We start from the raw sequence: 15,170 nt of genomic DNA, 5'->3' as shown, positions 1-15,170 counted from the left end.
AATGCCATAGAGAGCGTCAACTCAAGTTTCCGCAAGGTCACAAAACAGGGCGCTTTCAGCAATGAAACAGCCGTTTTTAAGGTGTTTTATTTACGGATTAAGGAACTTTATCAAAAATGGCACGGTCACTCCATTCGCAATTGGGCCATAGTGATGAATCAGCTGGTTATTGACGAACGGATTGGCACCATGGTACGAAAATATCAGGTTTCAATTTAAAGTAATTTACACACTTTACTTGACAATCCCGAATCCAGAAGATGGCAGCTCTCTACCGTTAACTTTCTTAGATGATGGAACGGTAGGCCTTATTCCTGTTGTCGGCACGGTCCTCGTCCAAGACCAAATCCCGCCCATCGACAAAGCCGTTTTCGCCCAGGCCAAGCACCAATTTGGCGACGACTTCGGTGTCCCGGCATGGTATCTGCGCTCCGTCGGCGACGACACCCATTCCATCGCCTATGCCAACGGGGACCACAACGACGTGGCCTCCTTCGACCAGCTAGCCAACGTCATCGGTCTTGGCGCGACCTGGCGCATCGGCGATAACATTCGCCTGTCCTATGACTGGGGCCAGAATCGCACGGACTTCGGCCGCTTCATGAACGGCAATACGATCTATAACCACGAAATGGGTACGTCGGACTTTGACATCGCCGGACGCAGCAACGGCAGTACCCCTCGGTTCTGGGTAGCCCGCGTCGATATCGGCGAGGCCGATACGGATCAGCCCGGCAGCTGGAATGCCTTTGCGGACTACAAATACTTCCAGCACGACTCCTTCTTCGGCGGCAACGGCACGGAGGGTGTGCCGGACCGCTATATGGACGGCATCAAATCCTTCACCATCAGCGGCGGCTATGTCCCGGCCAAAGATTTCTTACTTGAAGCGTTCTATACCTTCGGCGCTAAGGGCATCGGCAAGCGGGATACACTGTACGGGCCGGAACATTTTACGCTGGGAGATTATACGCGGATTCAGGCCACGTTCAAATTCTGATGACTCCGTCAAGGCGGGTTTGGCAGCCCGTATGAAGAGCGTTGCAGTGTTACAGTTTTTTTACAGTTTGCTCTTGCCTTTTTGTTTTTCTTGTTTTTAGAATTTTATATATGATATAATGCATAATAGATGTGAGAGAATTCTTGCATCTATTATTTGCATTATCGAGAACTTGGTGCGAATGGGTGTCTTAGACTTAATTCATATGCGGAAAGGGAGATTTGTATGAATGTAAAGAAAATAGCATTGCTTCTGACCGGGATCGCGGTTATTGCCGGTTCTACTGCTTTTGCAGATGATCAAATGACGATAAAAAGCTCTAATAAGGATAGCTATGAAGTAGTACAGGTGATGAAAGCAAAGGATAAAAATTATTACCAGTATTATAACAGCCAATACGGGTACGTTATTGATATTCCCAAGGCGGCTACGCAGGCGGATGTGTCCGTCAACGGCGATGGGTGTTATTTCCAGGACCCGCAGGATGATGCCGTGTTTACGACCTATGCGGCCAAAAACGCTATGGGTTTTTCGATTGATGAGCTGCGTAATATGGATGTCGGCGTCAACGGCACGCCGAGCCTGACGACGGATATCAAAACCAAAAACAGCTATGCTATCGGCTGGACGGATGGTAAACAGTCGTATTATCATGAATTGTATCTCAATGACAAGGATAAGTCGTATACGGCGTTTTCAGTCGTGTACCCGACAGCGAAAAGGGACAAATATGATAAGATCATTGCCCATATGGCCCGCAGCTTTGTACCGAACGGAGTCAAGATGTAAATACCGCATAAAATAAGAGTGCGTAAGGCTTGCAATAAGCCGTGTTTTATGGTAAAATACTGCTTGTTAATTTAGGCAGTCCTCTGTCCGTTTTTCGATTGCCGCAAGCGGCGGCAACGATGGATACGAATGTCTTATAGGAGGAAAAAGAAATGAATATTATCAGCGTGCTTGAACAAGAACAGCTTCGTCAGGACATTCCGGCATTTCGCCCGGGAGATACCGTCAAGGTGCATGTAAAGGTCGTCGAAGGCAACCGCGAACGTGTACAGATTTTTGAAGGTGTCGTTATTGGCCGTCAAAACGGCGGTGTCCGCGAAACCTTTACGGTTCGCCGTATTTCCTATGGCGTAGGTGTGGAACGTACTTTCCTGGTGCATTCTCCCCGTTTGGCTAAAATCGAAGTCGTCCGTCATGGTATCGTTCGCCGTGCAAAACTGAACTATCTCCGCGGATTGACAGGCAAGGCCGCTCGTATTCGCGAACGTCGGTAATTCCCGAACAAGAACACATAAAACAAGGATTGGAAGAGATTCCGAGCCTTGTTTTTTGCTTTCCCGCGCTGTCGTATGGTATAATAAAAGCCAAGTGCAGAGTAAGATATAATTTTAATGAGGTGATAATCGTGGCAAAACAGATTTTTGTTACAGGGCACAAGAACCCTGATACAGATTCCATTTGTTCTTCCATTGCATATGCAAAGCTGAAACAGCTGCAGGGAGTGGACGCAGTTCCTATCCGTGCCGGTGATATTAATAAGGAAACAGCGTTTGCACTGGAGTATTTCCATGTAGAACCGCAGCAGGTCGTAACTGATTTTTATGTCAAGGTCAGCGATGCTGTGTATACTGATATAGAACCGCTGCTGGCCAGCGCCAGCCTGAAGGACGCCGCGAAATGGTTTGACGCCCATGAGGGCGGCGCAGCGCCGGTCATAGATAACGGTAATTTTGCCGGCATCCTCGACCGGGCCAGCCTGGCTGGAGAATTTATCAATACCGTTGCCGGCAGGGAATTGAGTACAGTGAAGGCATTGGTCCATGATCCGGAGGTTACGTTCGGTCCCGGGGATAACGGGCATGATGTACCGGCTGACGGCAGATTTGTCGTTGTAGACGGCGGCAAATACGTTGGCATGGTTTGTGCTGATGGCGTTGCAGCGGTGGAAAAACAGCAGGTCATCTTGGTAGACCATAATGAAAAGAAGCAGGTTATTGATGGGATTGACGAGGCTGAAATCATTACAGTCCTCGACCACCACCGCATTGGCGGGACGTTGTATACGGACGGGCCGATCTTTATTTTATTCAAGCCCGTGGGCTGTACGGCGACGATTGTTACCGAGTTATATGAACAGGCTCATATTGCTGTACCGAAGGAAATCGCAGGGCTGCTGCTGTCGGCGGTGATTTCCGATACAGTGCTGTTCCGTTCTCCGACCTGCACGCCGCAGGATAAGGAAACGGCTGAAAAGCTGGCTACTGCCGCCGGGGTGGATATTCAGGCTTATGGCATGGAATTGCTCAAGGCTGGTGCCAATGTATCTGACCTGACGCCAGATCAGATTGCCCGGAATGATATGAAGGAATTTTCCAACGGCAGCAAGACCTTTACGATTTCTCAGGTACAGGTCATGGACACGTCGGAGCTTTTGGCACAGAAAACGGTGCTCCTCAGCGCACTGGAAAAAATGCGTGCCGCCAAGAGCTATGACGCTTCTTTTCTGATGATTACGAGCATTATTGATGAATCGACGAACCTTATTTTTGCCGGGGATATGGAGGATACCGTCAGCAAGGCATTTGCCAAGGACGTGCTGTCCAAGGAAGTGTACCTGCCAAACGTCATGAGCCGTAAAAAACAGATCGTGCCGCCGATTTTGGCTGCTTTGAAATAATATATTCTGTATATAAAAGGCCCCATCACGACGGTGAGGCCTTTTTGACTGGATAAAACAGGGTAAGGAGTTTGTATGAATCCTATATTTGCTACATTGAACGACAGGCAGCTGGAAGCTGTGAAATATACGGAAGGGCCGCTGCTGATTACTGCCGGTGCCGGGTCGGGGAAAACTAAGGTTTTGACCTGCCGCATTGCCCATTTGCTGGAAAAAGGAGTGGCGCCGTACCGTATTTTAGCGATTACCTTTACCAATAAGGCGGCCAAGGAAATGCGCGAACGCGTGCAGAAACTTGTGGGCGCGCAGGCTGAACGCATATGGCTGAGCACGTTTCATTCCTTTTGCGCTAAATTTTTACGCTTTGAAGTAGATGGCTTTCAGGGATATACACGCAATTTTACTATTTATGATGCCACGGATCAGATGACCTTGATAAAGGATTGCCTGAAAACCATCAATTTGGATGATAAGCAGTTTCCGCCGCGGTCTGTTCTGGGGACGATTTCCTCGGCAAAGAATGCGCTCATGGATACGGCGGCTTTTGCCGACCGAGCCGGCGATTTCTATGAACAAAAGGTGGCCGAGGTTTACAAGCTGTATGCCAAAAAGCTAAAGGAAAATAACGCTTTGGATTTTGACGACCTGCTGATGCTGACCGTGCGGATGCTGCAGGAAAATGAGGGAGTACGGGAAAAATATCAATCCCGTTTTCAGTATATTCTGGTAGACGAATATCAGGATACCAATCATGCGCAGTATACGCTGACCAAGCTGCTGGCAGCGCGGTGGCGCAATATATGCGTCGTCGGAGATGCGGATCAGAGTATTTACGCGTGGCGCGGTGCCGATATCCGTAACATCATCGATTTTACGCGTGATTATCCCGATGCGGCATCTATTAAACTGGAACAGAATTACCGTTCGACTAAAACAATTTTGAATGCTGCGAATTCGGTTATTGATAATAATGAAAGCCGTCCTAAAAAGGAATTGTGGACAGAAAATCCGGACGGACATAAAATTGTTCATTATCATGCGCAGACTGAGCATGATGAGGCGGATTATGTCGCTGGGGTCATATACAACCGTCATGAAATCGAGCATGAACCGTATGGCGATATGGCAATTTTATTCCGGACCAACTCGCAGTCCCGCGTATTGGAAGAAAAACTGATGCGGTACGCTATTCCGTATACGATGGTGGGCGGCACAAAGTTTTATGACCGCAAGGAAATCAAGGACGTCATTGCCTATCTGCGCTTGCTGCATAATCCAGAGGATAGTTTGAGCTTGACCCGTATTATCAACGTACCCAAGCGAAATATCGGTGCGACGACGCTGGAGCATATTGCTGAATATGCCGAGGCGCAGGGAATTTCGCTATTTGAAGCCTTATCCTCAACAGAGGAACTTCCTGTGACGAAGCGGGCCAGGGAGTCTCTTGAGGCGTTTGCCGTGACGGTTTTTGAACTGCTCAATCATGCCGGGGAATGGGATGTGCTGAAACTTATTGAAGAGGTTATCAAGCAGACCGGCTATGGTGCGATGCTCGACAAGGATGCCGAGCATGACCCGCAGGGGGAAAGCCGTCGGGAAAACGTAGGTGAATTTTTGTCCGTTGCCAAGGATTATATGGATTCCAATCCGCAGGGGAATTTGCAGGATTTTTTGGAAAATGTAGCATTGGTGAGCGATGTGGATGAGTTTGAAAGCAGTGAGTCCAAGGTCACGCTCATGACGCTTCATGCTGCCAAAGGGTTGGAATTTCCCATTGTTTTTCTTGTAGGACTTGACGAAGGGCTGTTTCCCCACAGCAGAACCTTGATGGATCCGGCGCAGATTGAAGAGGAACGGCGTCTGGCATATGTGGGTATTACACGAGCTGAACGGCAGCTCTATGTGACCAATGCCTCGACACGGACCATGTACGGCCGTGTTTCCGCGTATCTGCCGAGCCGATTCCTGTCGGAAATACCGGATACCCTCTTGGAAGAGTATCGCCGCCGCACTGCTGTTTCGCCGCAGAATACGTCGTTTGTCCCGGGCCAGCAGCGGATTTCTATTTTATCCAAGCCCGTGGCGACGAGCCTGCCGAAAAAACATGCTGTAGATGCTTCCTTTGCGGTGGGAGATAAGGTACAGCACAAAATATGGGGTATCGGCACGGTGTTGGAGGTCATTGGAGAGGGGCCGAATATGCAGATGAAAATTCAGTTTCCCACCAAGGGCGTTCGCCAGGTTGTAGTGAAATACGCGCCGTTGGAAAAGGCATAAAAGCAGGTGATCAGTATGGACGAAAAGGTAGGCTCGTTGAAAAACGCGCCGCTGAAGGACAAAATGGAGCTGATTTTGGATATTGGGCAGCTCATGATGGAAAGCGGCGGCGATTCCAAAAGTATTGTCCGAGATATGCTGCGGGCTGCAGCTTATCTGGGGCTGTATTGGAAATACATCAATTTTCATATGACGTATACGACGATTATGGTTAATTATGATGATGAAAAAGAGTCGTATACGGTATTTCGAAAATGCCGCAGTCACGGCATCAATATGGCTAGTATTATTGATGTCAGCCAGCTGTCATGGAAAGCCTTGGAGGAAAAGTATGTCCTCGGGGCGTTCAAAAGCAGTTTGGACCGCATGCGCCTGGAAAACAAAACGCGTCACTATTCACCGTTGGTCACCTCCATTGCGGCTGGCATTGCTTGCGGCGGCTTTTGCAAATTGTTTGGCTGCGACTGGATTGCTTTTGTGTATACTGCCGTTGCTGCCTGCATTGGTTTCTGGGTGCGGCGGTGGTGCAATGTGCTGGGAATCAACGGCTATGTCTGTACCGCGGCTGCGGCCTGTGCGTCTACCATTATCGCATATTGGACCAGCTTTCTTCCCGGCTCAGATACGCCGTGGTTTCCCATGATTGCCTGCATGCTGTTTCTTGTGCCGGGAATCCCGCTTATCAATTCTTTTGATGATTTAATGAATAATTATATCGTTTCGGGAATGACGCGGGCGGCGTATACGGTCTTGATTGTCTTTGCCATGACCTTCGGTATCGTCGGGGCCATCAGCATTTGCCAAATTCCGGCGTATTCGACGTACAGTATCGTTCCTGACGGTATTTACAGCTCTCAGGCTGTGGCGGCGGCATTGGCCGCTATAGGCTTTTCTGTTATTTTCAACATTCCACCCCGGTTGCTTCTGGTCGCCGGCGGCGGTGCCGTTATTGCCGTGGGAACACGGAATCTGTTGGCCTTAGGCGTAGGGATGCCCCAGGCCTGGGCTTCTTTTGCCGGCGCGGCGGTTGTCAGTGTCATAGGGTTTAAATTTGCGCATTGGATCCGCACGCCCCACTCTGTCGTGACGATTCCCGCGGTCATTCCCATGATACCCGGCGTGCTTATGTACCGTCTGCTTATCGGGATGTTTTATGTTACGTCGCTGGATTCGCAGCACTTGCTGGTAGCGGTACAGAGTGGCGTCCAGTCCCTGATGATCGTCTGTGCCATTGCGATCGGCGTGACCATTCCGGATATGCTGGCCCATCAGTTTATCGAACGATCCAAACATAAAAAATTACAGCATCTGCTGGCGGCTGCCCGTGCCGGAGATGTGAGCATGTATGAAACTGAATCCGATATAGATCAGGCCAGTAATTTGAAATAGCAAGCCGGACAATAGAAGGAGGTCCCTATGGATACGATAAAGCTGCAGGCTCGGCTGCTCGAACTGCGCAAAAAAATAGATGAATTGAGTTATCAATATTATACGCTGGATACGCCAACCATGACCGATTATGAATACGATATGATGTATCGGGAATTGGAGGATATCGAAAGGGAGCATCCTGAATGGGTAACGCCCGATTCGCCGACGCAGCGTGTCGGCTCGAAAATTTCCGGGGGCTTTGAAAAATATACCCATGACCGGCCGATGCTGAGTCTGGGAGATGTTTTCAATGATGAAGAATTGACAGAATTTGATCAGCGTGTCCGCCATGATTTAGGTGGCGAGGAGCTGGAGTACGTTGTCGAATTGAAAATAGATGGTTTGGCTGTCAATTTGATTTACGAGCAGGGCCGCTTTGTCCGCGGTGTTACGCGTGGTGACGGACGAGTCGGAGAGGATATTACGAATAATGTCCGCACGATTCGCACGATTCCCCTGCGTATCGACAGCGATTCGCCTCACATCGAAATCCGCGGCGAGGTATACATGCCCGTGCGGTCTTTTGAAAAGCTGAATGCGCAGCGCCGGGATGATGAGCTGGAACCTTTTGCCAACCCGCGCAACGCCGCGGCAGGATCGCTGCGGCAGATGGATCCGCAGATTACGGCGCAGCGCAAGCTGGCTTTTTTTGCCTATGCCCTGGGAGGTACTATTGGTATCGAGATACCCAGTCAGGAGGCGCTGCTGGAGGATTTGAAAAAATTCCGGTTTCAGGTCAATCAGGAATATAGAAAGTTTCGCACCATAGAGGAAGTCATCCGCTTCATTCATAGCTGGGACGACCGGCGCGATTCTCTTCCTTATGCGACGGACGGAATCGTCGTCAAGGTCAATTCTTTTGCCCAGCAAGCCCGCCTGGGCAATACAGTGAAAATACCGCGTTGGGCCATTGCGTATAAATTCCCGCCGGAACAGGCCCAGACCAAGGTGCTGGGGATTTCCGTCAGTCTGGGACGCACTGGCGTCCTGACGCCGGCGGCAGATTTGCAGCCTGTGCATCTGGCAGGCACGACGGTCAAACGGGCAACGCTTCACAACGAAGATTACATCAAGGAAAAGGATATACGTATCGGCGATACGGTGGTTATCCAAAAAGCTGGAGAAATCATTCCTGAAGTTATCCGGCCGGTCCTTGCCGGCAGAGACGGTACGGAACAGCCCTTTGTGATGCCGGCTGTATGTCCGTCGTGCGGTGCCCCAGTGGTGCGCAAGGACGGGGAAGCGGCCGTACGCTGTGTCAATCCGGAATGCCCCGCTGTAATCGGCGAAAAGATTGCTCATTTTGTGTCGCGGGACGCCATGAATATTGACGGCCTGGGCGATGCTATTGTACAGCAGCTATTGAAGCGGCATTTGATTCACGATGTGGCTGATATATACGGACTGAAAAAGGAGTGCTTGGTAGAGCTGGAAGGATTTGGTGAAAAATCGGCGGATAATCTGATCCGTGCCGTTGAAGCCAGCAAGTCCGTAGGCCTGGCACGTGTCCTGTTTGCTCTGGGAATCCGTTTTGTCGGAGCCAAGGCCGGCCGTATTCTGGCGGAGTGCTTTGGCTCGGTCGAGGCGGTGATGGCGGCCTCGGCAGAAGCATTGACTGGCATTGATGAAATTGGTCCTCGTATTGCCGAAAGCGTAGTTTCGTATTTTTCTGATGAAAAAAATAAGGTTTTGATACGAAAGCTGCAAGCGTATGCTGTCGATATGACGGCTGAAAAGAGAAAACTTATTAATACCACCTTTGACGGTGAAATTGTCGTCCTTACGGGCAAGCTGCAGACTATGACACGGCAGGAGGCAGAGGCGGCTGTGGAAAACCGAGGCGGCAAATGTACGGCATCTGTCACCAAGAAGACGACCTTGGTCGTCGTCGGTGCGGAACCGGGCAGTAAATATGAAAAGGCGAAAAAATTGGGAACGAGCATCATTACGGAGGCCGAATTCCGAGATTGGCTGGATAGGGAATAGAAAAGATGTTATAATAATGTATTGTGAATGAGTATAAAATTTTTCTGTGAGGAGTGTCTCTATGAAAATCAGTGCCGAAGAAATTAAGAAAATCGCACTGTTGTCCCGGCTGGAAATCAAAGAGGATCAGATCGATTCTACCGGGAAACAGCTGAACGACATTTTGTCGTACATGGATCTTATCAGCCAGGTCGACATTACGGATGTACAGCCTACGGCGCATGCCGTATCCATGCGCAATGTCATGCGCGACGATGTGCCCCGGCCGTCGCTGCCCAATGATAAGGCGCTTCAGAATGCACCGGAACCGGAAAATGGCTATTTCAAGGTTCCCAAGGTTATTCAGGATTGAGGAGGGGTAGTGTGGAACCGTTAACGATACATGGCTTGCATGATAAACTTGTCAAGGGCGAGCTTTCCGCTGTTGAACTGACGAAAAAATTTCTGGCACATAAGGATGCGGTAGAACCGCGGATACAGGCGTTTTTGTCAGATAACCGGCAGTTTGCCCTGGAAGCGGCAGCCGCTGTAGATAAAAAAATTTCTGCAGGCGAGAATATTGCTGATTTAGCCGGAATTCCCGGCGCTATCAAGGATAATATCTGCATCAAAGGACAGCAGGCGACTTGTGCCTCCAAGATGTTGGAACATTTTAAATCGCCGTATAATGCTGCGATCATCGATAAGCTCATGGCTGCCGATTATGTGAGCTTGGGCAAAACGAATATGGATGAATTTGCTATGGGCAGTTCTACGGAAAATTCAGCCTTTCAGATCACCCATAATCCGTGGCATGCGGACTATGTGCCCGGTGGCTCGTCCGGCGGCTCAGCAGCGGCCGTAGCGGCTAACGAATGTGTCTGGGCCCTGGGATCTGATACCGGCGGTTCTATCCGTCAGCCAGCGGCTTATTGCGGTGTCGTCGGTATCAAGCCGACCTACGGTCTCGTATCCCGATATGGCCTGATTGCCTTTGCCTCATCGCTGGATCAGATCGGTTCCTTTACCCATGACGTGGAGGACTGCGCCATCGTTCTCAACACGATCACCGGTCACGACGTCAAGGATTCGACGTCGATTCCGCAGGAACCGAAGGATTATAAAAAATCTCTTGTCAACGACGTCATGGGTATGAAAATCGGTATTCCCAAGGAATTTTTCGGAGAAGGACTAGATGAAGCGTGCCGCAAATCTCTGGAAGAAGCTATGGAAACATATAAACAGCTCGGTGCAGAGATCGTTTCCGTCAGTATGCCGCATATCAAATACGGCATTGCGGCATATTACATCATCGCCCCGGCAGAGGCCAGCTCCAATCTTGCCCGCTATGACGGCGTTGGTTTTGGCCTGCGCGTCGAAGGCAAGGATATTGTTGATATGTACCAAAAGACCCGCTCGCAGGGCTTTGGGCCGGAAGTGCGGCGCCGTATCCTGCTGGGGACGTATGTACTAAGCTCCGGTTACTATGATGCCTATTACTTGCGGGCTATGAAGGTCCGGACCTTGATCAAGCAGGATTACGATGAAGCGTTGAAGCAGTGTGACATCCTTTTGACGCCGACGGCGCCGGATACGGCCTTTAAAATTGGTCAGAACGACGATAATCCCTTGGCTATGTACCTTGGTGACGTGTGCACCGTCACGCTCAATCTGGCAGGACTGCCGGGGATCAGCATTCCCTGCGGCTACAAGAACGGACTGCCTGTGGGCATGCAGCTTATCGGCAAGGCCCTCGATGAAGAAACATTGCTGCGCGCTGCTTATACATTTGAACAACATCGCACGGATCTGCGCAGGCCGTCGCCTATGGGGGAGGTTGAACTCTGATGAAATACGAATCCGTCATCGGTTTGGAAGTCCATGTCGAATTAAAGACAAAAACCAAAATTTTCTGCGGCTGCAGTACGGAATTCGGTGCTGAACCGAATACGCATGTCTGCCCGATCTGCCTGGGGCTGCCCGGCGTACTGCCGGTACTTAATAAAGAAGTGCTTCACTTTGCTATTAAAGCGGGGCTGGCGCTGCACTGCGATATTTTGCCCTTCAGCAAATTTGACCGGAAAAACTATTACTATCCCGATCTGCCTAAAAATTTCCAGACGTCGCAGTTTGACCTGCCTATCTGCAAGGGCGGCTATGTCGATATTGAAGTAAATGGGGAGGCACGGCGCATCCATCTGACCCGTATTCATATGGAAGAAGATGCAGGCAAGCTTGTGCACAGCGGCGCAACCATCGATACCTCTGATTCGACCTGCGTTGATTACAACCGGACCGGCGTGCCGCTGCTGGAAATCGTCGGGGAACCGGAGCTGCGCAGCGGTGAAGAAGCACGGGCATATCTGGAAAAGCTGCGTGCTGTTTTGCAGTATCTCGGCGTATCCGACTGCCGGCTGGAAGAAGGAAGCATGCGGTGTGATGCTAATATTTCTGTTCGCCCTGTCGGCAGTACGACCTTAGGTACTAAAACGGAAATCAAAAATATCAACTCTTTCAGCGGCGTCCAGAAGGGCATTGAATATGAAGCTGTGCGACAGGCCCAAATTCTCGATGAAGGCGGCACGATCCAGCAGGCTACGCGAGGCTGGGAAGAAGCCAAGGGCATCACAGTCCTGCAGCGTATCAAGGAAGGGGACAGCGACTATCGCTATTTCCCGGAACCGGATCTGATCCCTATCGAGGTAGCTCCGGCATATATTGAAGAAGTCCGCGGTGAATTGCCGGAAATGCCGGATGCTCGCCGCAAGCGGTTTATGGAAGAACTCGGCCTTCCGGAATATGATGCCAACCTTCTGACTCTGGAAAAACAAACCGCCGATTATTTTGAAGCGGTTGTCCGGGATGGAGCTGACGCTAAAACAGCGTCTAACTGGATGCTCGGAGAATTTGCCAAAAAGCTCAATGAAGAAGGTCTCCGTGCCGATCAGGCGCCGGTGCAGCCGGACCGGCTGGCCGAATTACTGGGGCTTATTGCCAAGGGAACGATTTCCGGCAAGATTGCCAAAACCGTTCTTCCTGAAATGTGGTCCTCCGGTAAGACAGCGGCTGCCGTCGTCAAGGAAAAGGGACTGGTGCAGATTACCGATACAGGTGCGCTGGAAGAAATAGTCAAAAAGATTATTGCAGCCAATCCCCAGTCTGTCGCCGACTATAGGGCCGGAAAAAAGAAAGCTATCGGTTTTCTTGTAGGACAGATCATGAAGGAAACGAAAGGCCGGGCCAATCCCGGCGCCGTCAATGAACTGCTGACGAAAAATCTACAATAAATATAGACATACATATGAAACGTCTGTTTTCCCCCTGCCGTGGGAGAACAGGCGTTTTTTGTTTGTTGAAAAAAATTAGACTTTTGTCGATCACGATACGTTTACAGTATTCTTATTCCAACTTATTTTGGTATGGAAATATCAAAATAACAAGAATGTGTAAATAATTACTTTCTATTTTATGAAAACGGGTCTACAATATATAGTAAGTATAGTCTAAGATATGTTTATAATTAAAGAAAGACAATCTTTTATTGTGGCATGATCAGAGATACCGGCGGAGTGAATAGATTTATCTCTCATAGTACATACCCACGCATATCGTACCATACGCCTTGTACAGCACGTCATTCGTACTGCAAGACAAGCAGACACGAGGAGGCAATACCTATGAAACAACGAACATTAGCGCACCAAATCACGGCCTGGATGCTGCTGGGCATCTTTTGCATAGAACCGTGGACCGTCCTGGCGGCGGCCCCGCCTATCCTGCCGGACCAAAACGCCCCGGCAGCGCATCAGCCGTTAGTCCAGCAGACGGTCAACGGCGTCCCTCTCGTCCAGATCACGGGACCGACGAAGGGCGGTGTCTCCCGCAACCAGTACCGCAATTTCAACGTCCCCCAGCAGGGCGCCATCCTCAACAACTCCCACGGCATGACTACCACCCAGCTGGCCGGATACGTCCAGGGCACCCCCAATATGAACCGCGGTCCGGCGAAAATCATCGTCAATGAAGTCACCGGCACGAACCGGTCTGCCATGAACGGCTTCCTCGAAGTGGCCGGTGCCCGGGCCAGCGTCGTCGTAGCCAACCCCAACGGCATTACCGTGAACGGCGGGGGCTTCCTCAACACCTCCCACGCCATGCTCACCACAGGTCGCCCGACCTATGATGGCAATGGCGATCTCTCGGGCCTGCGCGTCACCGGCGGCACCATACGCATCGAGGGGGCCGGTCTCGACGCCACCCGGACAGACAGCCTGGCCATCCTGACCCGGGCCGCGCAGATCAATGCCGGCATCTGGGCCAACGAAGCCCATGTCATCACCGGAGTCAACGACGTCTCTTACCCGGGTCTGACCGTCAAGGCCGGGAACGGCACGGGCAAACGCCCCGAAGTCACGCTGGACGTGGCGGCCATCGGCGGCATGTACGCCAACCGCATCTTTCTCGTGGGAACGGAAAAAGGCCTGGGCGTTAATATGGAAGGCACCCTGTCGGCAACGCAGCATATGGTTCTCGAAGCCAATGGAGACCTCCACGTCGCCTGTACAACGACGGCACCATGAATGTCCATGCGCAAACCATTCAGAATGACCAGACCCTGGCCAGCGGCGGCAATGCCTCCCTTCACGCCGAACACGGCCTCGTCAATACGGGTGTCGTCGGCGCCGGTATCAGCCGCGACGGCAAGGCAGATAAAACGGGATCCCTGACCATCCAGGCCCAGTCTGTCCAAAACGACAAGGCCCAGCTCGTAGCCGGCGGCGACGCAGTCATTCACGCCGATACAATCTCGGCAAAGGCCGGGGAAATCTCGTCGCAGAAAAACGCAGCCCTTGTCGTTGCCAAGACCATAGACATGGAAAAAGGCAAGATCACGGCCCGGCAGAACCTCTCTATCACGGCAGACGCCCTGCCCCTGACGGGCCTCCTGGCCAGCGGCGGCAGCACTACCGTTACGACAACAGACGCGCTGGATAATACGGCCAGCGCCGATGGGTTCGGCAGCATCCGGGCCGGTGGCAACGTGACCCTCCATACGGACGGGATCCTGACCAATGTAAAACAAATCGAAGGGGGGCAAACCGTCTCCCTTGATGCCCAAACAGGCATTGTCAATGCGGATACGGGGACGATCAATGGCAATACCGTGACCCTTCACAGCCACGACGTAGATAACATGGGCCTCATCACGGCCAGCGGCACCACGGACATCACGGCCAATCACGTCAAAAACCACGAAACGGGGCGTATCTACGGCGACGATGTGACGATAGAGGCGTCGTCTATCGAAAACCGCAAGAATACGGCACGGGAAGAGCAGCTGGAACAGGAAATGAAAGTCCTTACGGAAAAGGAAACGGCCCTGGAAGCTGCCTATGCCGTTGACGTGACGGGATTCACCTCCGATGAGCAGGTACAGCAATATAAGGACCATATCGCCGCAGCCGCGAAGGACTATGACACCCAGCTTGCCGTCGTCCGGGCTGTGCAGACGGAAATGGGAACACATACCTCGGCCGCCATCGCCGCCCGGCACGATCTCACAATGACCGGCGATACCCTTCTGAACAGCGCCGGCGCCCTCCTATACAGCGGCAATGCCATGACCCTGACCGCCAAAGGCACGATCCGCAACCGCGGCGCGAAGATCGAAAGCCTGGGAGACCTGGCGCTTAAGGCTGCCGCTGTGTATAATGAAAATGACGCCTTTTCTGCCAAGCGCGTCGGCAGTGACTGGGTGACGAATCCGGATAAAATCCGCATTGACCAGGCCGGCCATTCCGAACAAGGCCA

At 51.3% G+C, this 15,170-nt stretch carries 12 protein-coding genes and 2 pseudogenes; 13 read left to right on the top strand and 1 reads right to left on the bottom strand.

Going from position 1 to position 15,170, the window contains the following annotated elements:
* From AB840_RS13855 to AB840_RS13800, 12 genes and pseudogenes are all read left to right on the top strand, one after another.
* Positions 1–219, top strand: a pseudogene (locus AB840_RS13855) (hypothetical protein); the annotation flags it as partial.
* Complete coding sequence (locus AB840_RS13850) at positions 170–1,000, top strand: putative porin (RefSeq protein WP_160300571.1); 831 nt, start codon at positions 170–172, stop codon at positions 998–1,000. The pseudogene AB840_RS13855 and the gene AB840_RS13850, both read left to right, overlap by 50 nt.
* Before the next feature lie 225 nt (positions 1,001–1,225).
* Positions 1,226–1,789: a hypothetical protein gene (locus tag AB840_RS13845; protein ID WP_048515437.1), complete on the top strand. Its 564-nt coding sequence runs from the start codon at positions 1,226–1,228 to the stop codon at positions 1,787–1,789.
* A 152-nt stretch (positions 1,790–1,941) separates the two neighbouring features.
* On the top strand, positions 1,942–2,283 hold the full coding sequence (rplS, locus tag AB840_RS13840) for a 50S ribosomal protein L19 (protein WP_048515436.1): 342 nt from the start codon (positions 1,942–1,944) through the stop codon (positions 2,281–2,283).
* A 131-nt stretch (positions 2,284–2,414) separates the two neighbouring features.
* Positions 2,415–3,686, top strand: a complete 1,272-nt coding sequence (locus tag AB840_RS13835) for a manganese-dependent inorganic pyrophosphatase (protein ID WP_048515435.1) — start codon at positions 2,415–2,417, stop codon at positions 3,684–3,686.
* 75 nt (positions 3,687–3,761) lie between these two features.
* Complete coding sequence (gene pcrA, locus AB840_RS13830) at positions 3,762–5,963, top strand: DNA helicase PcrA (protein ID WP_048515434.1); 2,202 nt, start codon at positions 3,762–3,764, stop codon at positions 5,961–5,963.
* A gap of 15 nt (positions 5,964–5,978) precedes the next feature.
* On the top strand, positions 5,979–7,352 hold the full coding sequence (locus AB840_RS13825) for a threonine/serine exporter family protein (RefSeq protein WP_048515433.1): 1,374 nt from the start codon (positions 5,979–5,981) through the stop codon (positions 7,350–7,352).
* Positions 7,353–7,379: 27 nt separating this feature from the next.
* Positions 7,380–9,380, top strand: a complete 2,001-nt coding sequence (ligA, locus tag AB840_RS13820; protein WP_048515432.1) for an NAD-dependent DNA ligase LigA — start codon at positions 7,380–7,382, stop codon at positions 9,378–9,380.
* Positions 9,381–9,441: 61 nt separating this feature from the next.
* Entirely contained in the window at positions 9,442–9,732 is a 291-nt protein-coding gene (gatC, locus tag AB840_RS13815; RefSeq protein WP_048515431.1) for an Asp-tRNA(Asn)/Glu-tRNA(Gln) amidotransferase subunit GatC, read from the top strand.
* Positions 9,733–9,743: 11 nt separating this feature from the next.
* Entirely contained in the window at positions 9,744–11,207 is a 1,464-nt protein-coding gene (gene gatA / locus AB840_RS13810) for an Asp-tRNA(Asn)/Glu-tRNA(Gln) amidotransferase subunit GatA (protein ID WP_048515430.1), read from the top strand.
* Positions 11,207–12,646, top strand: coding sequence for an Asp-tRNA(Asn)/Glu-tRNA(Gln) amidotransferase subunit GatB (gene gatB, locus AB840_RS13805; RefSeq protein ID WP_048515429.1), 1,440 nt, complete (start codon positions 11,207–11,209; stop codon positions 12,644–12,646). Before gatA ends, gatB begins: the two co-directional genes overlap by 1 nt.
* Positions 12,647–13,036: 390 nt before the next feature.
* Positions 13,037–13,939 (top strand): filamentous hemagglutinin N-terminal domain-containing protein, encoded by a 903-nt coding sequence (locus tag AB840_RS13800; protein WP_048515428.1) that lies wholly within the window; start codon positions 13,037–13,039, stop codon positions 13,937–13,939.
* A gap of 211 nt (positions 13,940–14,150) precedes the next feature.
* Here the strand turns inward: AB840_RS13800 and AB840_RS17255 are convergent, their stop codons facing one another.
* Positions 14,151–14,399 carry a hypothetical protein gene (locus AB840_RS17255; protein ID WP_160300570.1) on the bottom strand — a complete coding sequence of 83 codons (249 nt, stop codon included), beginning with the start codon at positions 14,397–14,399 and terminating at the stop codon, positions 14,151–14,153.
* Between the two features lies 1 nt (position 14,400).
* On the opposite strand from AB840_RS17255, the pseudogene AB840_RS17250 reads away from it, so the two are divergent.
* Positions 14,401–15,170: pseudogene (locus AB840_RS17250) on the top strand (hypothetical protein); the annotation flags it as partial.

This window comes from Megasphaera cerevisiae DSM 20462, from assembly GCF_001045675.1.
In the GTDB taxonomy this organism is placed as follows: domain Bacteria; phylum Bacillota; class Negativicutes; order Veillonellales; family Megasphaeraceae; genus Megasphaera; species Megasphaera cerevisiae.
Note: the sequence above shows the minus strand (reverse complement) of the source record. Positions and strands in the feature narration are given on the sequence as shown.

Coding starts and splice junctions, on each gene's coding strand:
- AB840_RS13845 (WP_048515437.1), top strand. CDS start 1,226: ATGAATGTAAAGAAAATAGCATTGCTTCTGACCGGGATCGCGGTTATT.
- rplS (WP_048515436.1), top strand. CDS start 1,942: ATGAATATTATCAGCGTGCTTGAACAAGAACAGCTTCGTCAGGACATT.
- pcrA (WP_048515434.1), top strand. CDS start 3,762: ATGAATCCTATATTTGCTACATTGAACGACAGGCAGCTGGAAGCTGTG.
- AB840_RS13825 (WP_048515433.1), top strand. CDS start 5,979: ATGGACGAAAAGGTAGGCTCGTTGAAAAACGCGCCGCTGAAGGACAAA.
- ligA (WP_048515432.1), top strand. CDS start 7,380: ATGGATACGATAAAGCTGCAGGCTCGGCTGCTCGAACTGCGCAAAAAA.
- gatC (WP_048515431.1), top strand. CDS start 9,442: ATGAAAATCAGTGCCGAAGAAATTAAGAAAATCGCACTGTTGTCCCGG.
- gatB (WP_048515429.1), top strand. CDS start 11,207: ATGAAATACGAATCCGTCATCGGTTTGGAAGTCCATGTCGAATTAAAG.
- AB840_RS13800 (WP_048515428.1), top strand. CDS start 13,037: ATGAAACAACGAACATTAGCGCACCAAATCACGGCCTGGATGCTGCTG.